Genomic DNA, 24,095 nt, shown 5'->3' on the forward strand with positions numbered 1-24,095 from the left:
ACGCTCTTGGAAAAAATCCAGCAGTGGCTTGCCGAGGCACGCATAGAATTCAAGGCGCATCTGCGGCGTCAAAAACCATATTGGATTCTTGGCGGCTTTCTCTTCGTCTTCGGCGCCGTTTTCTTCCATGACACCTACCTGGTTTCGATTCATTCTGGGCAATTGGGAATATTATGGCGGCGTCTTGGTGGCGGCACAGTTATCGACACGGTGTATGGCGAAGGTGTTCACCTGATCCTGCCCTTCAACAAGATGTATGTCTACAACGTCCGCACCCAGCAGTTCCGAGACACGATAGATGCGTTGACCGTGGACGGATTGAATGTCCGCGTGCGCTATTCTGTTCGCTATTTCCTACCGGCGGAAACCCTGCCCCTGTTGCACCAGCGCGTGGGCCCCGACTACGCCGACGTGGTGATCAGGCCGGAAATGCGTTCGGTCGTTAGGGCCGTGTTCGGGCAATATAAGCCGGAGGAAATCTACACCACCCAGAAGGCCATTCAGGAGCGGGTCAGCGAGCTGGCGAAAATCCGCCTGGAAGCGCGCTTCATCGACCTCGACGATGTGCCGCTCGAGACCATCACCCTGCCGCCGCGGATATCGCAAGCCATCGAAAGCAAGATGGCTTATCAGCAACTCGAGGGCGAATACATCTACAAGCTGTCGATTGCGGAAAAGGAGGCTCAGCGCCGCCGCATCGAGTCCAACGGATTGAAGCAGTATAATGATACGGTCAATAAAAGCCTCACGCCGTCTGTTTTGAGCTGGTACGGCATCCAGGCGACGCAAGAGCTCGCCAAATCGCCCAACGCGAAGACCGTCGTCATTGGATCTGGAAAATCTGGCCTGCCGATCATTCTCGGAAAGGACTGACGGCATGAAAAAGCTTCTATTCTGGGCGGTGGGGCTTGGAGCTTTGCTACTACTTTTGACGCCACAATGGCAGTCGCCCGCAAAAATGGGCGAGCATCGCTTCGCCTATCTCGAAAAGCACCACGATGTATTGGTGGTGGGCGTAAGCTGGCCCATAGCCGAGGAAGGACCAGGCTTGATCAATGGCCTGGAGCTGGCACGCGACGAGCTTAACGCCCGCAGGCTGCCAGGACATCCGCCAATTCGCTTGATTATCCGCGACGACAAGAATGACTGGAAGATTGCGCGCAAAATCGCCCTCGAATTTGCCAACACGCCCGAGATGAGCGCTGTTATAGGCTATTATGAGGACGGCATAGGAATACGCGCTTCGGAAATACTGGAGGCTAGCCGCCTCCTGCATTTCGTGGTGAACGCCAATAACAGAGCCATGACCTCGCACGGCTATAAATATATCGTCCGCACGGTTCAGGCGACCGATCAGATTTCCCGCTTTCTCGCCATATCATCGCCCATGGGCCGCAAGCCCCAGAAATACGCGATGGTTTGGGAAGGTGACGCATATGGACAAGACATCGCCTATCAATACCGTATCGCACAGGACGCTCTCGGCAGTGAGATGGTCTACCAAGCCCCTTATCCGGCCGGTCGCCCCGACTTCCGCGTCGCGGTTAATCAACTGAAGGGGATCAAGGCCGACGTCATCATGTTCTCGTCCGGTAATGATGCGAATACGGCGGCGTTTTTGCGCAAGGCGCGCGCAGTCGGAATCACCACGCCAATCCTGGTCGCCTGCGATCGCAGCTCGGATTTTTCCGACATCCCCGAAGCGGCCTTGCAGAACACGACATTTATCAGGCTCTATAATGTCGCTGCTGGCACGCCACCAAACCGCAAATTCGTTTCCACCTACCGGGCGCGCTATGGCTATGACCCCGACACTTCCGCAGCTCAGGGCTATGATGCGCTCCAAATCCTGGCGGAGGCGGTTCGGGTTTCGGGAACATTGAACCCGCTCGATCTTGCCTTCACCGTTCGCTACAAGCCCGTCTGGGTTGTTGCCAACGGCGAATATCGCTTCGACAGCAATGGCGAATTGAAGGAAAAGCCGCTTTTCATGGAGAGGCACGAGGGCGGGCGAGTTCTGGTCGATACTGTCAAATAGCGCCTCCCGCGAAACCATAAAAATAGGCTTTCCGCTTCTATCTGCTGTCGGTTCGCCCCCCCCCGATTTCATATGTACTAATTTTACGGCTATTTCCCCTTCTGATGTCTAGCGTGATCAAATAGCGATATTTCGTAATACAAACAGCACCAGAAACCCGCGGCGACGGTATTCATCTGATTATCTCTGGCGAAACTCTATACGAAGACCTGGGCCGCTCTTATTCCTTGGATGATGATGGCGCGCTGCAACTCCATCATGCTTCTGGGATCAGAGTGTTCGCGATCCCCGACATTAAAGGACGGGTGCCATATAAGCTCTTGCAGAACAAGTGCCAGGCAAAGCCGGGCGGCCGCTTCCGGATTAACCGCACCAAGGGTGCCCTGCGCGCCACCGCGTCGCAGCAAAGCCGTGACGAGATCCAAAAGACTATCGATGACTTCAGCACCCCAGAACTGGGCTATAGCTGGAAAATTGCGGGCCTCTGCGGTGATGACGCGCCCTAGCACAAGCACTTCCTCTGTCAGAGCCATATCGCTCACCACGTCAAAACAATGGTTGATGGCAGAGATGACGTCCTCGCTATTTTCCATCCCCGAAAAATGTGCAGCGAGCCTATCGACTATATGTTCGCGCACTAATGCATTGAAGAGATCTTCTTTGTTCTTGAAATATAGATAGATCGTTCCTTTGGTGATGCCGGCAAGCTTGGCGATATCGGCCATGGTCGCCGCGGCATACCCTTTTTGCGCGAAGGCGATCAACGCGGCCTTGGAAATTTCATCCGGGCGCGCTTGCTTGCGGCGATGCCATTTCCGCGGCGATGCGGAAGTGCTGTTTTCAATTTCCATGAGCTGTCTCCATTTTTTGCCGGCGCAATCCCGGCTGCGCAAGGCGGACCGTATTCACGACCGCATCGCCTTGGTCGTTTCGAGATTTGTGGGGATGATTTCGACGGTTGCCGTCATCCCTGCCGCCAATTCGATGCCAGACGGCACCCGATCGATATGAATGCGTACCGGTATGCGCTGGGCAAGGCGGACCCAGGAAAAGGTTGCTTCGACATTCGGCAGCCCCAAAGGCCCCGGCGCGTCGTTGCTGTTCTCGATGCCGCGTCCAATGCTTTCGACATGACCAAGCGCTGGTTGATCGAAGCCCATCAGCCTGATCTTGACGGAGTTTCCAGCCCGGATTTGCCGCAACTTCGTCTCCTCGAAATAGCCGGTGATCCAGAAACTCGACGCGTCGAGAACGGCGATATTTGTCACGCCCGCCGTTGCATAGTCGCCAGGGCGAAGCCTCAGATTAGTGACATATCCATCGATCGGCGAACGAATGATCGAACGGGCGAGATTGAGTTTGGCCAGATCCAACGTCGCCAAGGCCGCCTGATAGGCCGCAACGGCTACGGCGGCCGCCCCGCGTGTTTGATCAACGGTTTCCTGTGAAACGACGTCTTTGAGTTGGAGGCGCCGCCGCGCCGTGGCTTCAAGTACGCTCATATCGTGGCGTTTGGCCTCGACATCAGCCTTTGCCAAAGCTACCGCCAGCCGAAGCCGCTCCGGATCGATCTCGTAGAGAATATCGCCCCGCTTGACGTGCTGATTATCGCCGACTGGAACAGAGCGAACGGTGCCAGAGACTTCCGGTGCGATCCGTATCACATCGACGCCAACGCGCCCGTCGCGCGTCCAAGGCGTTCGCTCATAGTGGCGCCACGCCTGCATGGCGACAAAAGCGGATACAGCCACCACGCAAAGGGTCAAGACATAGCGGCTGATGAGGCAGAGGAGTTGTTTCACGACAATAATCCAATCAGCGGCAAACACTGCACAAGCAGGCCATAGATGATGAGGAAGGTGGCGATTTCGGCCAGCGGCCGGCACGCGAATAAGCGCGAAATACCGGTAATGGCGAGAACGCGCAGTATGACCATTGCGGCGAACAGCGCGATCAACGCGAAAATCACCAGACCGGGGATGAAGACGCCCGATATACTAAGATCAACGATCATCAGGACGCTCCCCTCGGGGTTCCACGGGAGCCGAAGGCGAAGCGAAGATCGATGAGCAGATCGACTATTCGTGACCCATTTTTTTGAGAATTTTCCGCCATCAGTGTGATCAAGGAGTCGATGCGCTGTTCGAGATCGACAATAGCAGCTTGTGTTGGCGCACTCCTGCCGCCAAAACCTGTGGCGACGTCAAAAAGAAGCTCGACAAGCGCAGCACCGGCTTCGCGCCCCGCATACGGTGCCCTCTTGCGAAGCTCGCCGGCGGCATAACCGATGCGAAGATAGCGCAGCATATCGTCCAGAAGATCTGGGCTGGCTTTCCCGGACGCTTTTAGCTTTGGCAGGAGCAGCGCCGTGCGGTCTATCATGAGGCCCATCCAGTGCGCTTCGTTTGGCGCGTCCCCCAGTGCGCGGCGACAGACATCACGCCGGCTAAAGCGCAGCAGCCGATTGATCGCAATATCGCTGGGAAACGTCTGGAATAAAGACATGCTGGCCGCCCCAAACCCGACCGATACAAAGAGCGCAACCACGGTGTTGAGGGAGACCGCAAAGTCCCCCGTGTAATGGGTGCCCAGCCCGCAGAGGATAGGAATGGTGAGGGTGATGCCCATCGCCATGAAGGTTGTCGGCGGTCTGGCCTGAAGTGAACCAGCAAACAGGAATGCCGGGGCAAGAACCGCAACAAGACCCGCGAAGTTGGTGACTTGAGGCAGGATGGCGAAGCTGTAGACGAGACTGGTCAGAACACCGAAGACCGTGCCGACGATATATTTGACGACAAACGGTGCGGGCGCGTCGAAGTTTCCGAATAAGGTGCAGCAGACGCCGAGAATGGAGACCGCCATCCCCCCTTCCGGCCAGGCCGACCAAATCCAGAAGGCGCAGCCGCAGAGGATGCCGATGATAGCGCCCATTGCAGCGCGGGCCGCCATCCAGGGATCGCGGTGATAGACATAGCCCTTTGCCCGAGCCGATCCGTGAAGCGATATCGCGGTTTGTGGACGCCGCCCGGAGTTGGCACATTGCCCGAGCCGGGCACAGTCCGCCAGCAGGCCAATCATTTCAGCCAGATGACCGGCGAGATTTGCCTCAACTCTTTCGTCTGATGTTGCCGGGTTTGAGCCCAGATATTTTTGGAGTGATCGCGCCCAAGCGATCAACTGTGCCGCCGCCTCGTCTTCCGCCGCACCGGCTGCGATCCAGGCCTGTACCTCTCCAACCAATGCGGTTAATTCGTTGGTCGCATCGCCCTCGCCTATTCGCAGAAAATTTATCCGGTCTTGGATTTCGGCCGTGAGGGGAAGGAGCCGCGCCAAACGATCATGCATCAGGTTCAAGGCTTCGCGCGGTGGCGTCACCGCTGCGGGGTCGTAAGGCAGATGTGTAGCAAGCCCGCGCAGTGCCAGGAGATCCGCTGAGAGCTGGTGGCGATCATAACGGTTTTCCTCCGGTGTGCCCGCCAGCGCATCGCGCGCAAGCCGGCGAGCGTCCTGCAATATCGCCAAGAGCTTGCCGGTAAACTGTCCCGTCATCGGCTTCGGAAATACGTAACGATGGACAAGAACGGTGCAGAGAATTCCGATGGATATTTCCTGAACGCGCAGGGATGCCGTATCGAAAACGGCGCCAGGATCAGCCACACTCGGAAATCCGATCAGGCTTGTCGTGTAGCCAGCAAGGACGAAGGCATATGCGCGTGGCGTGCGATCAAGCAGCGAGAAGAACAAGCACAAGCCAATCCAGCTCGCGAGTACGACGCTGCACAGAAGCGGGTCATTCACGAAACTCGGAACGATCGCTACGGTCGCTATTGCGCCGACGAACGTCCCCATAAAGCGATACACACCACGGCTGAGGGACGCGCCGGCGGAGGTTTGCGAAACGATGTAGACCGTAACAATGGCCCAAAACGGTTTGGGCAGCCCTATGCGCAACGAGATGTAATAAGCCAGCATCGCGGCCGCGAAACTCTTCGCCGAAAAAAGGATCGCATCCCGATCCACCTTCATCGCGGGCGTGCGAACCCGCAGCGCTGCGGCGAAGGGTGTGGTCAGGCCGAAAGAGACGGGCGGCGTCGTGTTCATGCCACCAGTTGTGAACTGTTTGCAAAAACGAATAAATTCAGTATTATGACATAAAATATCTAAAAACAGCCATTCCCATGTTGCGCTCTGCCGTTTCCGTTTTTGACCCCGACCTGACGGATTTGCCTGCGGTTGCTCATAAGCTCGATTTCTCGGAGCATCAGGCGGAAGTACCTTCCCATGTGCACCGCAAGGGGCAGCTGATCTTGGCGCTGCACGGCGCCGTCACCTGCACGGCGAATAACGAAATCTGGATCGTCCCACCCAATTGCGGAGTATGGATTCCGGGTGGTGTGCCGCATAGCGCCCGCGCCACCGCAAATGCGCGGCTCACCTATCTCTTTGTGGAGCCCGAAGCGGCGAAACTGCCTGAAACCAGTTGTACGCTTTCGATTTCAGCCATGATCCGGGAGATGATTGAGCGATTAGCGCGTGAGCGTGCGGATTATAGGGCGGAGGGCCATGTCGCCCGGATTGCGCGCGTGTTACTGGATGAACTTGCGCAAATGCCGCGCGAGCAATTCAATCTACCGATTTCCTCTAATCCCAAAATCCGCGCGATTGCGGATGCCCTGACCGCCGATCCATCGGACCGCAGCACGTTGAACGATTGGGCGAAGCGGGTCGCGATGAGTGAAAGATCATTGGCGCGTCTCTTGATCCGCGAGACCGGGCTGACCTTCGGACGCTGGCGACAGCAGCTCCATCTCGTAGTCGCCCTTCGCGATCTGGCGAGTGGCGATGCGGTGCAGAATGTTGCAGCCGGGCTCGGCTATGAATCGGTCAACGCCTTTATCACGATGTTCAAAAAAGCGCTGGGGAGCACGCCCGCTCAGTACTTCGCAAAGCGCGATGTGCGATCTCTCTGATGTCCTCAGCAAGGGACTGGGCGATCAATTTAACGCGTCGTCATTTTAAATTCGGCTTTGGGCGCTTCAAGCGGATGCACAACACTATCGACACGACATTTCAGCCTGAAAAAACTGCGATAGCCGTTACTCCACTCGATGGTGTTCTGACAGCCTCCTCTTTCGTCGCCGTAAGTTGGAATCAATAACCGTCGCAATACCACGAAGAATACCATGGCAGGTTTTCACCTGTTGCGGGATAGAAGTGGAACGATGAACTCGCCCATTTGCCATTCCACTGCCCAGGCGTGCTACAGCAACAAAAACGCCCACTGCTCATCTCCCGAATTCACCCATAAATAATTGTGTTCTGAATATTGGCCTAAGAGGGCAAGCCAGCGTAGGCGAATTCAATTAGGCGAGCAGGGACATCGCGGCACAGGTTAATCAGCAATACCAACCCTGCTCTCGCAGGTCTCGCTGCCGCGCAACGTGTCAAACAACTCCGCCTTGCTGGCATAGTAGAGATAGATCGTTCCCTTGGTAACGCCAGCTCGCTTTGCGATGAGCTCCATTCTCACCTCACCGAAGCTCTTTTCGGAGAATTCAATCAGCGCCGCGGCGCGGATTTCGTCAGGGCGTTCCCGTTTTCGGCGCCGCCATGTCTTTCCAGCCGTCGTCATGGTACGGTCTCCCTATTCGTAACGCAGCGCCTTGATGGGATTGGCGCGTGCCACGGCAATCGCGTGCCCCGCAATCGTTACCCAGGCGATCACTAGCGCCACCAGCCCAGCACCGATGAAGTAGAACGGGTTCAGCGAAATGCGATAGGCGTAGCTTTCGAGCCAACCTTGCAGATAGTACCAAGCCAGCGGCCAGGCGATGGCATTGGCGATCAAGACCGGGATAGAGAACTGCCACAGCAGCAATAAGATGACATTGCGCGTCTGCGCCCCGAACACCTTGCGGATACCGATTTCCTTGGTACGCCGTCCGGCGGTGAAAGCGGCAAGCCCGAACAACCCCAGGCAGGCGATCAAGATTGCAAGCCCGACAAAAGCGGCGAACATGATGCCTTGACGTTCATCCGCGGCATAGAATTTAGCATAGCTTGCATCCAGGAAGTCTCTATCGATCGAGACCGACGGGGAAAAGAAACGCCATGTCTTGTCTATGAAAGCCAGTGTTTGAGGAACCATGTCTGGCCGCAGCCGCGCATGCAACTGCATCCAGTCGGTCGGGATATACATATAAGCGCTAGGCTGAACCGGCTGACGTGCACCTTGAACCTTGGCATCCGCCAGGACACCGACGATACGCACGGGAGATTTGTTGTAGAGCACCGTCTTTCCGATTGCTTCTTGAGGCGAGAATCCGAGGCGGCGCGCCCCCGCTACGTTGAGAAGAATATTCTTTCCCGCGTTCTGCGGATCGGTCTCGCCGCCAAGACTATGGAGGCGGTCATCGGCGCGCGATTCTGAGAAGGCCCGCCCTGCCACAACCTTTATGCCATAGACTCTCGGGAAATCGGGATCGATCCGGATGCCGTTGAGGGTTGCGGAAGTTGATTGCCCCGGCACCTGAAACAGCGTGAGGTTTTGGCCAAGCTGGAAAGGAACGCGATCGGACTCGCCCACGCTGACGATGCCAGGATAACTCCTCAACGCCCGGACGAAGGCCTCGCGTTGCTCATTGGTCATCCGGCCCGTACCCATCGTCACCACATTATCGTGACGAAAGCCAAGATCGATATTGCGGGCATAGTTGATCTGGCCGAACACCACCGCGGCCGAAATCCCCAATCCGATAGAGACCGCGAACTGAAGCACCACCAAGACATTCCGCAGCAAGCCCGAACCAACCTGTCCAGCGCTGTTGGTTCTGAGCGTGGTAGCGGGACGGAAGCCGGAAAGAACCAGCGCCGGATAGAAGCCACTGATCAATCCCGCCACAACCGCCAACCCGATCAGCGAGAGGAACAGCGGCCAATCGTGCGCATAATCGAAGCCGATAGGCCGCTGCAGGAAGCCACCGAACGCCGGCAAAAGAATTTCCACCATTGCAAAGGCCAGTACCAGCGCCAGAAGTGCCATCAGAACGGCCTCTCCCAGGAACTGCGCCATCACCTGCCGAAGGGCGGCACCCATAGTTTTGCGCAAGGCGATCTCGCGCGCCCTGAGCGCCGCACGCGCCGTGGAAAGGTTCATGAAGTTGAAGCAAGCCACCAGAAGGATGAGGAGCCCGATGGCAGCAACGCCATACACGGTCGTCCAGCTTCCTGGAGGTGTCTGATTGAACGAGTATTTTGCCCCATCAAGATGAACGCGATCAAAGCGCGTCATATGCATCTTGTAGACCGCGCTACCCGAGATTCCAGAGACCCCGAATTTCTTCAGCTCTGGCGTTACATAGCGATCAAGGATCGGGTTGATGCGGGCCATCACGCTGTCGGGTGTAACACCGGGAGCCAAACGTATGAACCCCCAGCCATTATTCGCCAGCCACATGTGCTTGATCTCTTGCCCCATCGTGTCCACGATCGATGTGTTGGGCAAGAATATGTCGCCGGAAAGCTGGGTGTTGTGCGGCAGATCGCGAATGACGCCGGTAACAGTGAGAGAAATCATTGTGTGCTGACATACCGTATCGGTCTGGGCGCAATTTGATCTGACGGTTTGAAGCACGCGACCCATCGGATTGGCATCGCCGAAATACTTGCGCGCCGCCGATTGCGTCAGTACCAGAGATTGCGGATTGCGGAAGACCGTCGCGGGATCGCCCATGACGAACGGCAAACGGATCAGCGTGAAGAAACCGGGATCAACCACGTCAACGTACTCGGAGAACTGCCGATCTCCCGCCGATAAAGTCATACCCTCCATATGGAGACGGGTTTGCCCAGAGATTCCGGGGATTTCATCACGCATGGTTTCCGGCACCATGTAGGGCACCATTGCCATGGCCATCGGCGCACGATCAGGAACGAGGATCGTGAGTTCGAGGCGGTAGAGATTCTCGGTGTCTGAAATCCATTTGTCGTAAGACAGCTCGTCGCGCACGAACAGGATCACGAAGATGACGCAAGCTAAACCTACAGCGAGCCCCGCGATATTGATGAAGCTGTACAGCTTGTGGCGGATGATATTGCGCAGGGCGACAGTCAGATAATTGCGAAACATGACGGCTCCTACAGGACCTGACGGATGCTTTCGGTGACCACGGCGCCGTCTAGAAGATTGACGATGCGATGGGCGTATTCGGCGTGGCTGTGCGAATGGGTGACCATCACGATGGTGGTGCCCTCGTCGTTGAGCTGGGTGAGCAACTGCATCACCTCTTCGCCATTGGCGGAATCGAGATTGCCGGTCGGTTCGTCGGCCAGGATCAGCTTGGGATGGGCTACCACCGCGCGCGCGATGGCGACACGCTGCTGCTGACCGCCGGAGAGCTGGGCCGGGCGATGCTTGGCACGGTGGCCGATCTTCATCCGCTCCAAAGCCTCTTTGGCGCGCTTGCGGCGCTCGCCCGCCGAAATGTCGGTGTGATAGAGCAATGCGAGCTCAACATTCTCCAGAACATTGAGTTCGTCGATCAGATTGAAGCTCTGGAACACGAAGCCGATCGCGCTTTTGCGCAGCTTGGTGAGTTTGGCTTCGGAATAATGAGAGATGTTCTGGCCGTCGAACCAGTATTCGCCGGAGGACGGGCGATCGAGCATCCCAACAAGGTTGAGGAAAGTGGATTTTCCGCAACCTGACGGCCCCATGACGGCGATGAACTCGCCATTGCGCACCTCGAGATCCATGTCGCGCAAGGCCGTCGTTTCGACCTCCGTCGTGCGATAGACCTTGGTCAGTTTCTTGAGCGTTATCATCTTCGAATCCTAAAGGTTGTCGCTTTTGGAATTGGTGAGGTCCAGACGATCCATCTTGAGATAGGCTTCATAGCCAGAGACGATCACCTTCTCGCCGGGTTTGAGACCATCCAGCACTTCGACATGATCGGGATTGCGCCGGCCCAGCCGGACACTGCGGCGTACTGCGGATTTGCCATCAGAGGCGACTACGAAAACCCAACTGCCGCCGGTGTCCTGATAGAAGGGGCCGCTCGGCAACATAAGCGCGCGGGAGGCGCCGCCAAGCTCGACCTTCATGTCCATTTCCTGGCCAACATGGGTATCTTGCGGAGCGGCACCATCGAAATAGAAGTCGACTTTGAAGGTGCCGTTGGTGACCTGCGGATAGACCTTCGCCACCTTGGCCCGGTAATCGCGGCCGCTCACGGAGAACAGCGTCTCCTGACCGTTGGAAACCCGGTTCAGGTAAAATTGGTCGACGTCGGCCACCAGCTTGAAATGATCAGCCGAATTGACTTGCCCCAGCACGGCGCCCACCACTTTCGACTGCCCCACTTCAGCGTCGAGATCCGTGAGCTGACCATCCATTGGAGCGCGAATGGTGAGTGCTTCCACGGCAGCGTTGGAAATATCGATATTACCTTTGCCGTCCGAGGACTGGCCGATCAAAGGCGCGGCAAGGACGCGCTGCTGGACGTCGCGCGAGGCTACGGTCGTGGCACGAAGCTTGAGGTAGTAATTGTAATCGTCCTGTTCCTGCTTGTACGTGCTGGGCGCTATGGCGTTGGCATCGAGCAACATCTTATCACGTGTCAGATTATTCCTGAGCTGGCTGAGTTTGTGCTCAATGTCGAGCAGGTCCTGCTGATACTTGTATCGGGTCTGCTCGAACTGGAGCTGCTGCGAGGCGACTTGAAGCTGCAAGGCAGGATTGGAGAGGACCAGCAGCGCCTGACCTTTTTTGACAATCGCTCCATCCTCGACCAACACCTGCTTGACGGTCCCGCCCTGGTCGGTGGTGAGGTGAGCGACCATAAAGGGCGCGATCCTGCCACGCACGGCGATGTAATCTTCAAACGGGCCTTCCGTGACTGTGCCAATGGTGAGCTGATTGGTCGAGACCCGCAACGTGTTGCCGCCAGTGCCGCTCATCAGCCAAATGGCGAGCGCACCAGCGAGCACAGCAATGCCGGCCAGCGAGCCGTAAAGAGGCCAACGCGATTTTCGGGCAATGATCTGGTCCATTCCAGATCCGGGTAGCGAGTCTTCTTGATCCGTCTCTGACCGCATTCTCATCAGCATCGTGCAGGCCTCACGTTTTCCGGGCGATCCGCTTGTTTGGTTAGCAAGGCCCGGGCCAGAATTTTTTTCGCGCAAATTCAAGCAGTTGTCGAAAAGGCTTGGCGAAGGACTGTCCGCAGGCGTACACATGAGCGGACACCTGTGCGAATGCGTACACATGCCCGAAGGCCGAATCCTGATCGTCGATGACGACGAAGATGTCCTGCAAGCCGCCCGTCTGCTGTTGAAACGGCACTTCGGCGTGATCCAAACCGTGAGCGATCCTGCACAAGTCGCGACGCTGATCCGCAAGAACAGCTTCGACGTGCTGGTGCTGGACATGAACTTCACACTGGGTGCCGATACCGGCGCTGAAGGATTGGCGACGCTTTCTCAGGTGCTCGAACTCGATCCCCAGGCCGTGGTGGTTTTGCTCACGGCCTACAGCGATGTCGAGTTGGCGGTGAAAGCCATGAAAAAAGGCGCCGCCGATTTCGTCACCAAGCCTTGGGATAACGACCGCATGGTGGCCACCTTGACTGCCGCGTTAAATCTGCGGCGATCGCGCCTTGAAACAGCCGAACTGCGCGAGCGCAATCGCGGCTTGGCGGCTGCCACCCATACCAGTAGCGACATGATCGGCACCTCGCCCGCCATGTTGAAGGTGTTCGATGCTATCCGTCGCGCGGCGCCAACGGACGCCAACATCCTCATCTTAGGTGAAAACGGTACCGGCAAGGAATTGGTGGCTCGCGAGATCCATCGCCAATCGCAGCGGCCAGGAGAGGTTTTCCTGCGTGTCGACATGGGCGCGATCTCACCACAGCTGTTCGAGAGTGAGTTGTTCGGCCATTGCCGCGGTGCCTTCACAGATGCCAAGCAGAACCGCACCGGGTATTTCCGCGCCGCCACGGCCGGCACGCTATTTCTCGATGAGATCGGCAATGTCCCGCTTTATCTGCAGAGCAAACTTCTAACGGCGCTGGAGCGGCGTGAAGTCGTACCGGTGGGAACCGAAAAGCCCGAGCCGATGGATGTCCGCCTGATCTGTGCTACCAACCTGTCGCCCGCCCAGCTCAACGACGAAAGCCGCTTCCGCCAGGATCTGCTCTACCGCATCAATACGGTGGAAATCCGCTTGCCACCGCTGCGCGACCGCAAAGACGACATTCCACCCCTGCTGGAGCACTACACCACGGCCTATTGCCGCAAATACAATTTTCCCACCAAACGCCTGGCACCAGCATTGATCGCACGGCTGATGGAATGGACATGGCCGGGCAATGTGCGCGAGCTGCGCCATGCGGTCGAACGCGCGGTTGTTCTGAGTGAGGGAGAAGTGCTGACCACCTCAGATTTCCCGCTTGAAAAAGCCGAGCCACGCAAGGAAGCGATGCGAGACGCTTCTCGCCTCGACGACATCGAAAAAGCGGCAATCGAGCGGGCCTTGGAGCGCCACAAAAACAATGTCAGCAAGGCCGCCGAGGCGCTTGGCCTGACCCGCACCTCGCTCTACCGCCGGATGGAGAAATATGGCCTCTAGCCGCTTCGAAACCCATATTGCCCTGCGCGTCGGCGCGCTTGCTACCACGATGGCATTGCTGGCTTGGGCCGCGGCCAACACGCATTGGTACGTCGCCATGGCCCTCATCGCAGCCACCATCGTATTCCAGATCGTGGAGATCGTTAAATTTGCCACCCATTCCGGGCAGGAGATCGCACGCTTCCTGGATGCGGTCGCTTTCGACGATACCAGCGCGAGCTTCTCGGCATTTTCCAGTGACGCAAGTTTCGCGGAGCTGGGCGCCGCCATGGGCCGCGTGCTCGAGCAGCTGCGCAAAGGCCGATTGGAACGCGAAGAGCAGACCTCTTACTTCCAGTCGCTGATCGCGCACGTGCCCGTGGCACTTATATCCGTGGACGAGAATGGTGCGGTCGAGATGCTCAATCTAGCGGCGCGCCGGCTGTTTGAAGGACCATGTCCCAAATCCGCGCAGTTCGTCGGGTACGGGGAACCGTTCGCTGCCGGGCTCGAAACCCTCAAACCGGGAGAAACGGCGATCTTGCGCATGGCGCGATCATCCGGAACCCTTCAGCTGAAGGCGGCCGCAACAGACGTGCGCGTCGGCGGCCTGCGCCGTCGACTGATTTCGCTTCAGAATATCGAGACGGAATTGTCGGCACAGGAACTCGCCGCATGGCAAGCCGTGATCCGGGTGATGACTCATGAGGTCATGAACTCGCTGACGCCGATCTCTTCGCTCGCATCTACCGCTCGCAGCCTTACTGACGACGTCTTGGCTAAGCTCCCCCATACCGACGCCAATCGCGCCACGCTCACGGATATCAGCGAAGCGCTGGAAACCCTGGCCAGACGCAGCGAGGGCTTGCTGCATTTCGTCCAGAATCATCGCCGGCTGACCAAGCCGCTTCTCGCGCGCATAGAAATCGTCCCGATGTGGCGTGTTTTCGCCCGTTTGCAGCGTCTTCTGGCGGACGAACTCACCATCCGTGGTATCGCGCTCGATACCGCTGTCATGCCAGAGACGCTGGAGATATCTGCCGACCCGGAACTGCTCGACCAAGCACTGATCAATCTGCTGCGCAATGCCGTCGAAGCCTTACGCGACGGGCAGCAGGGCCGGATCGCTCTGAAGGCGGTGCAGGACAGTGGCGGCAGAGTCATTATCTCCGTTACAGATAACGGTCCCGGCATCAGCACCGAGATGCGGGAGAAGGTATTCATCCCCTTCTACACGACCAAGCGGCAAGGCAGTGGTGTGGGCCTGACCTTGGTGCGCCAAATCGCAACCCTGCATGGGGCCACAGTGCGCATCTCCGACACAGCGGGCGGCGGCACCACGATCAGCCTGTACTTCTGATCACGGGATCGCGTGATCAGCGCGGCCTTGCCTCACTCCCAAATTCGAGCCATGTTCACATCAACAGCCGAACTTATCGAGTTTATTGACGCACCAAAATTATGTCCATCACCGGTGAAGACCATGATGGAGAACTAGCGAACTATCAGCAGGAGCCACTTAGGGATTGAGGACAAACCGTAGCCACACAGCTTCCAGATGGGGGCACTAGCTTATAGCGCGGTAGCTTTTTTAAAGTGAGCCTGCACTGTGGCGCCGCTGAGCGCACCATTATAGAGCGCGACTTCGTCAATGCGTCCCTTATAGAAGAAGCCCAACACGGGGGCTGGATGCGGTTTTTCATCAAACCCAACACCCAACCGCGTCAGTGATGTTTGATTTCCCTGCAGCACGACAGGCTTGCCCGGCATCGACGCTATCGTCGCGACAGGCTTTCCATCTTTGCAATTGACGTAAGCCGATAAGGTCGAAATAGACCCATCGTAAACGACCACAATGTGGCGCCATTTATCGAAATCGAGACCATCACCATAATCGAAGGCCAAGGCGACAGGCGCGGCCACGTTATTTGTACCGAGCCGGATACGGAATTTCGGCGGCGTTCCGGGAATGTGGTCGAGCACATATCCATGCAGGAGCTTACCGGTGCCATCCAGCTCATAAGCCCCAGCAATGACATGTCGCGCGATGGGGTTGTCTGGCGGGCGCACCCATAATTCCAGGCTGAAGTAAACTTGCGGATTTATGAGCGGATCGAACGGAATTTCGACATAGCCCTGAGTGCCATCAAATTCAGCCGCAAGGTCGCCCGCATCGGGGCCGAGCGACAAGGCGCCGAGAACGCTACGCGTCACCCCGACGGGATTCTTGTATTCCCCATCCTTCTTATTGGGGCCGCTGTCTTTGGCCACGACATCCGCGACGGCACCCTCGCTAAGCCGCCAATACGCAACAAGGTTGGGCGTGGCGGAGATCATCTCTGGATAGGTTTTGGGTGTCGGGGCCGGCGTTGGTGTTGGGGGCACGGGTGGCTCAGCCGTCGAGAAAGGAGTACAGCCGACGAATCCGAACGCCGCCACGATGGGCAGAACCGCCAGCGGGGCAAGCCACAAGAACGGATCAAACACGACGCCCCTCCTCTTCGGTCAGCGGACCGTAATCGATGGCGCGGAGGATTCCGCTTTTGTCGAGGCTGAAAGTGGTCGGCCAGACCGAGATACCCATTCGGTCTGTGATGGCGCCACCTGGATCGGGCAATACCGGCAGACCGACCTCTTCGCTGAAATGCGCAGCTTTATGCGCGTCCGCGCCTTCAAGAATGAGCGCAACGAGCGGTCCCGTTTCATGGCCGTATTCCGCTTTCAGCCGCCGCACATGCGCCCGCGAGGCCGCGGAGTCTTGGCGCACAAAACTCACCAGCGATCCTGCGGCTTTCGCAAGCCGGTTGAAGGGCGGCGGCGGACAATGCGCCAGGCGGATCGGCCATGCCCCGCGGAACGCCCCCTGCCCAAAGCGTGCGCCGATGGCCAGTTTTGGCTCAACCGGACGCAGCGATGGCGCCTGTGACGGCAACAGGCAGTGCGTCAGGGCCTTGCTCAGCTCATCTGCTGATATAGCCCCCGTAAGCGCCCAACTGATGCCGCCCTCTGGTGTAATAAGCCGCCACACACTGTCGCGGCATGTTTGCGGCACCGCAAGATTGGTAGCCCAGCTTGCATCAACGTCTTCCTGCACCAGGGTTACAAGGCCGAGCGCTCGCCCCATCTCCTGAAACTGCCGCGCAAGATGCTCGCCCTTGCCCGCTTCGCCCTCTGAAAACAGCGCCAGCAACATCAAGCCCGCGTCGTGACGGTGCGTGGCTTCAAGCGCATGGTACAAGGCACGCGTGGCTTCCTCGTCCCAATCGGGCCCCACATAGGCGACCAAGGCATTACTCGCAGCCCCTTCACCCAAGGAGGTCAGCGCCAATTCGGGATGTGGAATATGCGGCTTGGTCTGAGCTACCTCGCGCGACAAAGGCCGTATCACTGCCCCATTGGCAAGCGGGCGAATAGCGAAGCCATAGCGATGGCATATGCGCGTGCTTTCAACGTGGACCCAATCGCCCGTGACCGCATCAATCTGCGCCCCCGAAATACGAAGACAGAGCGTGCCGGAGCCATCGAGCCCCGGGAGGGGATCGGTAAGGTTGAAGGTTGTGCCCCATTTTCCAGGCTTAGGATGTGGCCGGCGCAGAAGAAAGCGGTCGGAAAGCGTGGTAGCTTTGGTGCTGTTATCAGGCCAAGTCCAGCTCCATTCGAACTTGTCGATGCGCCCGCCGGGGAACCAACTCGCAAGCGCGCTGTAGCCATCCTTGGCTTGCGTGAGCTCGAAGGCGGGCTTGCCCGCATGACGGCTCGAGACCGTAATGCGGCCACGCAGCACAATGCCATCAGGCTCGAAAGACGCGTTGGTAAACCGCGCCCCGGCCCCGCCATCCAAGCCGCGCAGTTGGTCGATCAGTTCTTGCTTGCGCGCGATCATAGCATCGAGCTGGCTCCGCGCGCCCGTACATGCCGCTTCGGCGAAGGCTTTCACTACCGCATCGACTGCGCCGCTCACGCCGTCGGAAATGGCGCCGGAGCCCAACCCGCTTGCATTGGCCGTTACACTGCGCGAGCCGACTGAAAGCCATAAGGTCTCGTCCCCCGCGTTGAAATTGACGAAAATATCCTGGTCCACGGTGAAGCTCGCATCAGCCAACACCGAACCGGTATGCAGATGCCCCCTCGCATGGATGTGGATCACCGCGAAACTGCCATGCGGCTGCCAGGAGACGGAAATAGGGTCAAGGCTGCCGTTATAGTCGGTGTCAATGTCGGGGGCGGGCCAAGGTGTGCTGATATGCACATGCACGCTCGGCTTATAGTCCTGAATTGCCGCAATGCTGGGTGCGAGAAGCGCCATCAACAGATCCTCGCGGAGCGCAAACGCAAAATCCTCGCCTGCGAGGAAGAGATTGGCGATGCTCGTGATCGCGCCCGACGGGTTGCCGGTAATTCCCAAAGGCAAGGCCAGCCCGGATTCACCTGGACCAGCGAGGCTAATCAGCGATCCGTTGCGAAAGCGTTTGGAGACGGGGTGCGGGGTGGCCTCGAATGGACCTGCAAGCGCCGCTGCAATCTGGCGCACGAAAAGTTCGTGCCTTGCAGCTTCGGCACCCGGATCAGGTAGCATAAGCATCAAATTGGTATCGTCACTGAGCCCGCCTTCAAACGTGACGCTTTCGGGAACAACCCGTATCCAAAGGTAATCGGCCGCACGCGATGCCCAGCCGAGACATTTCTGATCGATATCGGTGAGACGATATTCAGCCCGAAAGGCGCCCTTAATAAAGGCGGGAAAAGGCGTTGTGCCGGGATCAGCCTGAAACCAAGCGCGGATCGCAGCGGAGAGAAAGAAGCGATCAGTCGATGCGTTGACGAGTTCAATTTGCGGTGTGCAGATCTCAGCCTGCAGAGTACCGCGCACGCCATCCACCATACCGTCATCTCCCATGCGCAGCCAAAGGCTGTGTGGAAAACTCGGCGTGTCAGGATTTCCCCCCGCATTCTGGTGCATGCTTGCGGCAAGGCGGTTGAGCGTTTTGCCGCTCACCTGGAGTACGGCCTCGAAATCTCCGGTGAAGACATTACCCATCCCGAGACCTCGCAATCACATCGCCATGCAGACTGGTATTGTTTACATACAGATGCAAGTGGCTTGAAAGATCAACGCCCGGTCGCGATTACAAAGATGACGCTAGCTCCAATGAAACAGACAGCCGAGATTACGCGATGGAGGGATATATTTCCGATCCGGTCCTGCTCTTCGCGAAATCCTTCGAGAACGAAACGCACAGCCCCGTAAGCGGCGAGAATAAATAGAAATATCGCACCACCAAAGGGGACCTCATTCCAAACCAGGAGGACTATGCCGAGCAGCACAAGACCTGCCCCGGCCTCGAACAGCTGGACCGGGATCCGCCGCTCACGCACCCCTTTGTAGTTAGTCAGGGTGAGGGCGATAAAGCTGCGGGAAACCCGCCCGCCACAGCAGCCATTCAATAAACAGCCAAGACGCGTCAAAGCGAGCGCCACCAGTATGATAAGACTTGCTGTATCCCAATAGCTGCCGAAGGGAAGCCGCAAAATCATAAGCAGCGGTAGCGACATCGGCACCATCAAGATCAGCCCGCCATAGAGCGCTGCCCCACCTTCCGTGCCACGCCAGATGCGCTTCGGGTTTGCCTTAAATGCCCGCCAGTGCAGCAAGATAAAGAGAAGGCGCGCCCCCAAGAGCGCAGGAATGAGCAGGAGCAGGCTGGCGATCATGACGGTCCGCCCATCCAATCCTCTCTCGGCTGAGCCCCATTGCTGCGCGCATAGGCCCGTCACGATCCCAAGCGCAAGCATTGCCGGATAACTGTGAATGACCAACTTTCCAAAGCGAAAGAGGATTGGATGCATGGCTATATCAACGTTATGGACGCGAGTACCGTACCCGTCACGATGGCGGCATCTGCGATGTTGAAAACCGGCCAGACTTTCAGATCAATAAAATCGAGGACGCCGCCATGGCGGATTTGATCGACGCCATTGCCCACCGCCCCAGCGGCAGCAAGACCAAGCGCCACCTGCAGCGCAGGTGAAGAAATGAAGGATGCCGCAAAAGCTAAGCTCACGTCGAGGATAATGAGCGCCGCTGTGAGCCCAGGTGGAAACTTCCCCAAAGGATGACGAAAACAGCGCCTCCCCAGCTTGGGCATATATCCAGCCATGACCAGCGCTTTGGTACTCCAATCGAGCGCGACAGCGAAAACCAGCGTGGCAGCGAAAGGCAGCATGATCTATCCCTGCCCGCCGCGAACCTTTTGTCAATCGCCGAGTGTCATTCGGCCGAGGTCTCTATCCCTAATGATGGCTCCGGCAGTCTCTGAAAGAGTTATGCCGATGGGTTCTCCACGCCACCGCTCCGGCAACTTGAAGTAACTGCCTGGTAGTTCACCAAGATGCGCGGGAACTTTTAGGCAAAACGCGTGTTGAAAAGCGCGCCTCATCTAATTGAGGTCCGCCACTCTTCGCTGAAAAGTCGGGGACAATATATGCATATAGAGCTTCTTGTCGGATCCGCCGCGGCGCTGATGTCAACCGTGAGCTTTGTACCACAAGCTATCAAGGTTATCCGCCTGAAGCAGACTCAAGACATATCGCTATGGATGTATGTGCTGACGGTGTGCGGCTTTGCCTTGTGGACAAGCTATGGGCTGATGACCACGCAATGGGCGCTGATCGCATCCAATACGATCTGCCTGTTTCTCTCCGGCTTCATCCTCGCAGCGAAGCTGTTGCCAGCCGTGGCACGTCCGTTTGCAAAGCAGCCACCACCGACAAGTTCGATAGGTAAAAGCGCGGATGAATAGGGACGGGACGATGCTCGCATATCCATACGGGTGCGTGCCCAATTAAATGGCGGCGTATTCGCTGTGGAAAGTCGATCAGCATTTCAGGGCTATTGTGCTGATCCTGGTGCGCTCTGTCCGCAAAGATGCAGAACGCCTACGAATAGCACGCTTGGCGCCGCTATCCGTTGCCAGTGCCAACCGCAATTCCAGTTTCAGGATGCAAACACCGTGATAGAAGCTCACCACAAGCGCCCCCTGGCAAGCAGATCTGCCGAAGCTATCGCCCGTCCATCCAGACCATCCGACCTCGAAATCTGCTTTGAAGGCGTCGAGCTTAGCTTGAAGCGTCATGGCGTATCTCGTCCATTGGGTTAACGGACAGAAGATGCGCCGCCCCAAGGCGATGGGGCAGTTATCTCACGCTACTATCCATCATTCCACGCCGGAATAGCCAGCGGATACCAATCACTACTAAGCCGGCCTGGCTCCAACTCGACCGCAAGCAATGACAAGTTCGCTTATAAATTCACGCACCTATCGGGCACCTATCCTTCAAAGCCATGAACAATACCACACAGAGAGTTACGGATTATGTGTTACCTGATGCACCAGGCTCTGACACCTTCGCGCTTGAGAAAGCGTTCGGCCTTCTTGCCTTGCAAAATGGCGATGGTCGAGGTCATGCCAGCTTCCAGACAGGTGGCGGCAGCGACCGTGACGGAGCGCGGCGCGTCTTCGACAGGCCAGCCGGTTTTGGGATTCAGGATGTGTCCGTAGCGCACCCCATCTTTCAAGAGAAAGCGCCGGGCGTCTCCGCTGGTGGTCAGTGCGCCTTGGGCGATTTCCACCAGCCCTTCCATACCACCAGATTTATCGACAGATTCGATGGCGACCTTCCAGCGCGCGCCGTCCTGGCGTGGCCCCGAAACGCGCAGATCGCCACCAAAATTGATCAGCATCGGCGCTGGCGTGATTTGCGTTGCCATAGCTAAAGCGCGATCAACGGCATATTCCTTGGCCACACCGCCAAAATCGATCTCCATGCCGGGCCGCAAGGTGATGGCTTGCTTTTCCCAAACTACTTTTTTCCAGCCAACATAAGCTAGAACCGCGGAGACATCTGCCTTGCTTGGTAACCGGTCTGAACCATCGAATTTCCACACCCGACGCAAGATACCCGAGGTGATGTCAAACAGGCGATCCGACAGCGCATAACATTGGGCCGAGAAATCGAGCAGCATCGCAGTCTCTGGATCGACCGGAGTAGCCTCACCTGCCGCCGCGTTGATTCGGCTGATGACACTGTCCGCGCGATAGCGGCTGTATTTCTGCTCTATCCGCCGCGTTTCGGCTTCCACAGCCTCGAATACGCCGCTGGCGAGCGCCTCATCGCTGGTTTCCAGCCGCACCTCACAAGGCGTCGCCATGGCTTTGAAGATACAGAGGATATCGCGCCCGCTCCGGACAATGCCGGACAATTCTTCAGCCGCGTTATCCTCTAAGGCCATGGCGAACCCCATTCAGTGGAAGTTCCAAGTATAGCCGATAAAGGCGAACATGGCTTTAGTACCGCCAAAGAGATCCTGACCCTGCAACTGCCCGATGGCGTCGGCGGGATGACCGTTGCCGGTCTGCACATAATAGCCGCCACGGACATAGAGCTCAGTGCGGCCCGACAAGGCATAGCCGAGCTTGGCACCATAGGTGATCGAGGTGAATTTGCCCAGACGCGTATCGGATGAGGCGTAGGCAGGCAGCGCCTGGCCGCTCACCAGATAGTAATGGAAGAAATCCGCCGCTGTTTGATGATAATAGCGCAAACTAGGCTCGACAAAGAAGCGCGAGGTGAGATCGACGCGCTCGGAAACCTCGCCGGTGACCGACTTAATGCCCCAGCTATCGGTGAAATAGCGCGCCGAAATCTCGGTGAGCGTCGGGCCTAGACTGATCTTATTGTCCCAGAACACGCTCTGGCTGCTGCGCTTGGCGGGCCGGCTCTCATAGACATATCGCAGCGGCTCGCCGCTGGCGGAATCGACCTCGGAGAGGATGCGATAAGGATCGCTTTGATAACCGTTCTGGCGGTCGTAAGCATAGTTGAGCTGCATTAGCCAGTTTCTGGTCATGACCTGGGTCAAGCCCAACACGAAACCGAGCTGCGTCTTGCTGCGTGACTTTTCTGAACGCCAGGCACCGTCTGCCAAGGCGAAGGCACCAGGCACGCCGCCATAAGGCGATGAGGTGTCATATTCGGTATTCAGCGAGAGACTGAGGGTCGTGTTGTTGCTGTTGAAGGTCTTGGCGGCATGCACATCGCCGGTCGCGGAACTGTAATCGGACTCCATCGAATAGCCGATACCCGCGCCGAATTGCGTGAGCCATCCCCAAGGCTGAGAATAGCCGAGATTGAAGGCGCCGCGGTGATCCTCGAAGCCTTTGTCCATCGGCAACTGCCCGGCCGCCACGGTGTATTGCCGGATATAAGTGTTTCCAGCGACATGCACGATGGTCGAACCGCCGGAAGCACCGCTGACAGAATAGGAAGAGTCAGGGGTTCTTGCCGGTGTCGAGAATGTTTGTGCGACATTGGCCCGTACCGCGCCGTTCGGCGTGGCGCCGGATACCGCATCGGCTGTGAGTTCCAAAGTCAGAAGCTGATCCTTGGCGCCATGAACGGTCAAAGCTGCGGTCGGCTCAATCGCAGTGATGCGCCCGTTTTGTTCGAAATACACCAGCAGTGCGGCATCAATCTGGCTGTAAGCGATGCCCGGGCCGAAATCGTCGTTACGGGTGACTGTGTTGTAATATTCCGAGCCGTAAGCCTGCGCATCCGCCTGCTCGACATGCGCCGCCACGGTCGCGGCGATCAGACTGGCTGAGAGCGTCGAGAGCTTCGCGCGAATCTTGCCTTGCCTCTTCTTCAATTGCATCCGCAGCCCCCGCCGGCAAATCCGCGGCCACCGCTGGAAGCCTCTTTGCTGAAGAAAATGTGATCGGCCGCGGCCTTCTCGAAAGCATAGGCATCGATCTGCATCGGTTTTTTTGCCATCAAGTCCTTTTCCCAGGGCTCCGGACCGAAGGTGGTGCAGCTCGTCAGTGAGGTCGCCGCCACGAGGCAGGCGGCAATCCGCAGGCCAGTGCGTTTAGCGAAATTGCTCATGCAGCAACTCCTCGATATGGGCCGAATAGGCGCTGGTCTGATTTGGGAAAAAGCCGGCATGGGTGAAGCGCACATGCCCGCTGCGGTCGATCACGAAAGAGGTGGGCATTTCCCTGACCCCATACTTCCTGGCGATGTCGCCGCTTGGGTCATAAACGACCTTGAATTGCGGGGCGAAGCGCTTGAGGAATTCGTCGGCCAGCGCCTTGTCGTGATCGACATTAACGGCGATCACCACCAGTCCGCGCGTTTCATTGGAGCGCTGAAGTTCGTTCAACCATGGAAAAGATAGGCGGCACGGAGTGCACCACGAGGCCCAGAAATCGAGATAGACAACCTTGCCCTTATAAGCGCTGAGATCGAGATCGGCCGCGTTAGCCGGCATCATAACCAGCGTCATTGCTGCCATCAGGCACAGCAGCAGCCGCTGCATGGAGCGGTAGCCCATGTTCCGTCCGTTTCGTTTGATAGTTAAAGGCGTTTTTTGATGTTCCTGATGTCTAGCAA

23 protein-coding genes are annotated in these 24,095 nt (G+C 57.6%); 6 read left to right on the forward strand and 17 right to left on the reverse strand.

Annotated elements, in window-relative coordinates; translation table 11 throughout:
* Positions 1-6 precede the first annotated feature (6 nt).
* Positions 7-873, forward strand: coding sequence for a prohibitin family protein (locus tag FHS83_RS02290; RefSeq protein ID WP_208414190.1), 867 nt, complete (start codon positions 7-9; stop codon positions 871-873).
* Positions 874-877: 4 nt separating this feature from the next.
* Positions 878-2,038, forward strand: coding sequence for an ABC transporter substrate-binding protein (locus FHS83_RS02295; RefSeq protein WP_167080476.1), 1,161 nt, complete (start codon positions 878-880; stop codon positions 2,036-2,038).
* A 197-nt stretch (positions 2,039-2,235) separates the two neighbouring features.
* Here FHS83_RS02295 and FHS83_RS02300 read toward each other — a convergent pair whose 3' ends face one another.
* The 4 genes from FHS83_RS02300 to FHS83_RS02315 are packed head-to-tail and all read right to left on the reverse strand — an operon-like array spanning position 2,236 to position 6,139.
* Positions 2,236-2,889 carry a TetR/AcrR family transcriptional regulator gene (locus tag FHS83_RS02300; protein WP_167080478.1) on the reverse strand — a complete coding sequence of 218 codons (654 nt, stop codon included), beginning with the start codon at positions 2,887-2,889 and terminating at the stop codon, positions 2,236-2,238.
* Between the two features lie 54 nt (positions 2,890-2,943).
* Positions 2,944-3,840 carry an efflux RND transporter periplasmic adaptor subunit gene (locus FHS83_RS02305; protein ID WP_208414191.1) on the reverse strand — a complete coding sequence of 299 codons (897 nt, stop codon included), beginning with the start codon at positions 3,838-3,840 and terminating at the stop codon, positions 2,944-2,946.
* On the reverse strand, positions 3,837-4,052 hold the full coding sequence (locus FHS83_RS02310) for a DUF1656 domain-containing protein (RefSeq protein ID WP_167080479.1): 216 nt from the start codon (positions 4,050-4,052) through the stop codon (positions 3,837-3,839). Before FHS83_RS02310 ends, FHS83_RS02305 begins: the two co-directional genes overlap by 4 nt.
* Positions 4,052-6,139 (reverse strand): FUSC family protein, encoded by a 2,088-nt coding sequence (locus FHS83_RS02315; RefSeq protein ID WP_167080481.1) that lies wholly within the window; start codon positions 6,137-6,139, stop codon positions 4,052-4,054. The genes FHS83_RS02310 and FHS83_RS02315 overlap by 1 nt, the downstream gene beginning before the upstream one ends.
* 71 nt (positions 6,140-6,210) lie before the next feature.
* Between FHS83_RS02315 and FHS83_RS02320 the strand changes: the two genes are divergently transcribed.
* Positions 6,211-7,008 carry an AraC family transcriptional regulator gene (locus FHS83_RS02320; protein WP_344100980.1) on the forward strand — a complete coding sequence of 266 codons (798 nt, stop codon included), beginning with the start codon at positions 6,211-6,213 and terminating at the stop codon, positions 7,006-7,008.
* 422 nt (positions 7,009-7,430) lie between these two features.
* Here the strand turns inward: FHS83_RS02320 and FHS83_RS02325 are convergent, their stop codons facing one another.
* Genes FHS83_RS02325 through FHS83_RS02340 form a run of 4 tightly spaced genes read right to left on the reverse strand, consistent with a single transcriptional unit; the run spans position 7,431 to position 12,088 of the window.
* The gene (locus tag FHS83_RS02325) at positions 7,431-7,670 is read right to left on the reverse strand and encodes a TetR/AcrR family transcriptional regulator (protein ID WP_167080484.1); all 240 of its coding nucleotides are present in this window, start codon (positions 7,668-7,670) and stop codon (positions 7,431-7,433) included.
* 12 nt (positions 7,671-7,682) lie between these two features.
* Positions 7,683-10,166: an ABC transporter permease gene (locus FHS83_RS02330; protein WP_167080486.1), complete on the reverse strand. Its 2,484-nt coding sequence runs from the start codon at positions 10,164-10,166 to the stop codon at positions 7,683-7,685.
* Between the two features lie 8 nt (positions 10,167-10,174).
* Positions 10,175-10,861 carry an ABC transporter ATP-binding protein gene (locus tag FHS83_RS02335; protein WP_167080488.1) on the reverse strand — a complete coding sequence of 229 codons (687 nt, stop codon included), beginning with the start codon at positions 10,859-10,861 and terminating at the stop codon, positions 10,175-10,177.
* Between the two features lie 9 nt (positions 10,862-10,870).
* Positions 10,871-12,088, reverse strand: a complete 1,218-nt coding sequence (locus FHS83_RS02340; protein ID WP_167080490.1) for an efflux RND transporter periplasmic adaptor subunit — start codon at positions 12,086-12,088, stop codon at positions 10,871-10,873.
* Between the two features lie 214 nt (positions 12,089-12,302).
* Here FHS83_RS02340 and FHS83_RS02345 point away from each other — a divergent pair, with 214 nt between their 5' ends.
* The gene (locus tag FHS83_RS02345) at positions 12,303-13,667 is read left to right on the forward strand and encodes a sigma-54-dependent transcriptional regulator (RefSeq protein ID WP_167080492.1); all 1,365 of its coding nucleotides are present in this window, start codon (positions 12,303-12,305) and stop codon (positions 13,665-13,667) included.
* Positions 13,657-15,006 (forward strand): sensor histidine kinase, encoded by a 1,350-nt coding sequence (locus FHS83_RS02350; protein ID WP_167080494.1) that lies wholly within the window; start codon positions 13,657-13,659, stop codon positions 15,004-15,006. Before FHS83_RS02345 ends, FHS83_RS02350 begins: the two co-directional genes overlap by 11 nt.
* Positions 15,007-15,218: 212 nt before the next feature.
* On the opposite strand, the gene FHS83_RS02355 is transcribed toward FHS83_RS02350, so the two are convergent.
* From FHS83_RS02355 to FHS83_RS02370, 4 genes are all read right to left on the reverse strand, one after another.
* A complete protein-coding gene (locus tag FHS83_RS02355; protein WP_167080496.1) occupies positions 15,219-16,133 on the reverse strand; it encodes a LamG-like jellyroll fold domain-containing protein in 915 nt (304 codons plus the stop codon).
* Positions 16,126-18,684, reverse strand: coding sequence for a thioredoxin domain-containing protein (locus FHS83_RS02360; RefSeq protein WP_167080498.1), 2,559 nt, complete (start codon positions 18,682-18,684; stop codon positions 16,126-16,128). Before FHS83_RS02360 ends, FHS83_RS02355 begins: the two co-directional genes overlap by 8 nt.
* Positions 18,685-18,755: 71 nt before the next feature.
* Positions 18,756-19,493, reverse strand: coding sequence for a prolipoprotein diacylglyceryl transferase (locus FHS83_RS02365; RefSeq protein ID WP_167080500.1), 738 nt, complete (start codon positions 19,491-19,493; stop codon positions 18,756-18,758).
* A 2-nt stretch (positions 19,494-19,495) separates the two neighbouring features.
* On the reverse strand, positions 19,496-19,870 hold the full coding sequence (locus FHS83_RS02370; protein ID WP_167080502.1) for a signal peptidase II: 375 nt from the start codon (positions 19,868-19,870) through the stop codon (positions 19,496-19,498).
* 258 nt (positions 19,871-20,128) lie between these two features.
* Between FHS83_RS02370 and FHS83_RS02375 the strand changes: the two genes are divergently transcribed.
* On the forward strand, positions 20,129-20,446 hold the full coding sequence (locus tag FHS83_RS02375) for a SemiSWEET family sugar transporter (protein ID WP_167080504.1): 318 nt from the start codon (positions 20,129-20,131) through the stop codon (positions 20,444-20,446).
* Between the two features lie 75 nt (positions 20,447-20,521).
* On the opposite strand, the gene FHS83_RS02380 is transcribed toward FHS83_RS02375, so the two are convergent.
* From FHS83_RS02380 to FHS83_RS02400, 5 genes are all read right to left on the reverse strand, one after another.
* The gene (locus tag FHS83_RS02380) at positions 20,522-20,779 is read right to left on the reverse strand and encodes a hypothetical protein (RefSeq protein ID WP_167080506.1); all 258 of its coding nucleotides are present in this window, start codon (positions 20,777-20,779) and stop codon (positions 20,522-20,524) included.
* A gap of 245 nt (positions 20,780-21,024) precedes the next feature.
* Positions 21,025-21,936 (reverse strand): FAD:protein FMN transferase, encoded by a 912-nt coding sequence (locus FHS83_RS02385; protein WP_167080508.1) that lies wholly within the window; start codon positions 21,934-21,936, stop codon positions 21,025-21,027.
* 12 nt (positions 21,937-21,948) lie between these two features.
* Positions 21,949-23,358 carry a DUF3570 domain-containing protein gene (locus FHS83_RS02390; protein WP_167080511.1) on the reverse strand — a complete coding sequence of 470 codons (1,410 nt, stop codon included), beginning with the start codon at positions 23,356-23,358 and terminating at the stop codon, positions 21,949-21,951.
* Positions 23,349-23,588, reverse strand: a complete 240-nt coding sequence (locus tag FHS83_RS02395) for a DUF4266 domain-containing protein (RefSeq protein WP_167080513.1) — start codon at positions 23,586-23,588, stop codon at positions 23,349-23,351. Before FHS83_RS02395 ends, FHS83_RS02390 begins: the two co-directional genes overlap by 10 nt.
* A complete protein-coding gene (locus tag FHS83_RS02400; RefSeq protein WP_208414192.1) occupies positions 23,572-24,021 on the reverse strand; it encodes a TlpA disulfide reductase family protein in 450 nt (149 codons plus the stop codon). The genes FHS83_RS02395 and FHS83_RS02400 overlap by 17 nt, the downstream gene beginning before the upstream one ends.
* Positions 24,022-24,095: the final 74 nt, after the last annotated feature.

Source organism: Rhizomicrobium palustre, from assembly GCF_011761565.1.
Classification (GTDB): Bacteria; Pseudomonadota; Alphaproteobacteria; order Micropepsales; family Micropepsaceae; genus Rhizomicrobium; species Rhizomicrobium palustre.

Excerpts from the sequence above, each read along its gene's own strand:
- FHS83_RS02295 (WP_167080476.1), top strand. The coding sequence starts at position 878 with ATGAAAAAGCTTCTATTCTGGGCGGTGGGGCTTGGAGCTTTGCTACTA.
- FHS83_RS02300 (WP_167080478.1), bottom strand. The coding sequence starts at position 2,889 with ATGGAAATTGAAAACAGCACTTCCGCATCGCCGCGGAAATGGCATCGC.
- FHS83_RS02310 (WP_167080479.1), bottom strand. The coding sequence starts at position 4,052 with ATGATCGTTGATCTTAGTATATCGGGCGTCTTCATCCCCGGTCTGGTG.
- FHS83_RS02315 (WP_167080481.1), bottom strand. The coding sequence starts at position 6,139 with ATGAACACGACGCCGCCCGTCTCTTTCGGCCTGACCACACCCTTCGCC.
- FHS83_RS02325 (WP_167080484.1), bottom strand. The coding sequence starts at position 7,670 with ATGACGACGGCTGGAAAGACATGGCGGCGCCGAAAACGGGAACGCCCT.
- FHS83_RS02330 (WP_167080486.1), bottom strand. The coding sequence starts at position 10,166 with ATGTTTCGCAATTATCTGACTGTCGCCCTGCGCAATATCATCCGCCAC.
- FHS83_RS02335 (WP_167080488.1), bottom strand. The coding sequence starts at position 10,861 with ATGATAACGCTCAAGAAACTGACCAAGGTCTATCGCACGACGGAGGTC.
- FHS83_RS02340 (WP_167080490.1), bottom strand. The coding sequence starts at position 12,088 with ATGGACCAGATCATTGCCCGAAAATCGCGTTGGCCTCTTTACGGCTCG.
- FHS83_RS02345 (WP_167080492.1), top strand. The coding sequence starts at position 12,303 with ATGCCCGAAGGCCGAATCCTGATCGTCGATGACGACGAAGATGTCCTG.
- FHS83_RS02350 (WP_167080494.1), top strand. The coding sequence starts at position 13,657 with ATGGCCTCTAGCCGCTTCGAAACCCATATTGCCCTGCGCGTCGGCGCG.
- FHS83_RS02360 (WP_167080498.1), bottom strand. The coding sequence starts at position 18,684 with ATGGGTAATGTCTTCACCGGAGATTTCGAGGCCGTACTCCAGGTGAGC.
- FHS83_RS02365 (WP_167080500.1), bottom strand. The coding sequence starts at position 19,493 with ATGCATCCAATCCTCTTTCGCTTTGGAAAGTTGGTCATTCACAGTTAT.
- FHS83_RS02370 (WP_167080502.1), bottom strand. The coding sequence starts at position 19,870 with ATGCTGCCTTTCGCTGCCACGCTGGTTTTCGCTGTCGCGCTCGATTGG.
- FHS83_RS02375 (WP_167080504.1), top strand. The coding sequence starts at position 20,129 with ATGCATATAGAGCTTCTTGTCGGATCCGCCGCGGCGCTGATGTCAACC.
- FHS83_RS02380 (WP_167080506.1), bottom strand. The coding sequence starts at position 20,779 with ATGACGCTTCAAGCTAAGCTCGACGCCTTCAAAGCAGATTTCGAGGTC.
- FHS83_RS02385 (WP_167080508.1), bottom strand. The coding sequence starts at position 21,936 with ATGGCCTTAGAGGATAACGCGGCTGAAGAATTGTCCGGCATTGTCCGG.
- FHS83_RS02390 (WP_167080511.1), bottom strand. The coding sequence starts at position 23,358 with ATGCAATTGAAGAAGAGGCAAGGCAAGATTCGCGCGAAGCTCTCGACG.
- FHS83_RS02395 (WP_167080513.1), bottom strand. The coding sequence starts at position 23,588 with ATGAGCAATTTCGCTAAACGCACTGGCCTGCGGATTGCCGCCTGCCTC.
- FHS83_RS02400 (WP_208414192.1), bottom strand. The coding sequence starts at position 24,021 with ATGCAGCGGCTGCTGCTGTGCCTGATGGCAGCAATGACGCTGGTTATG.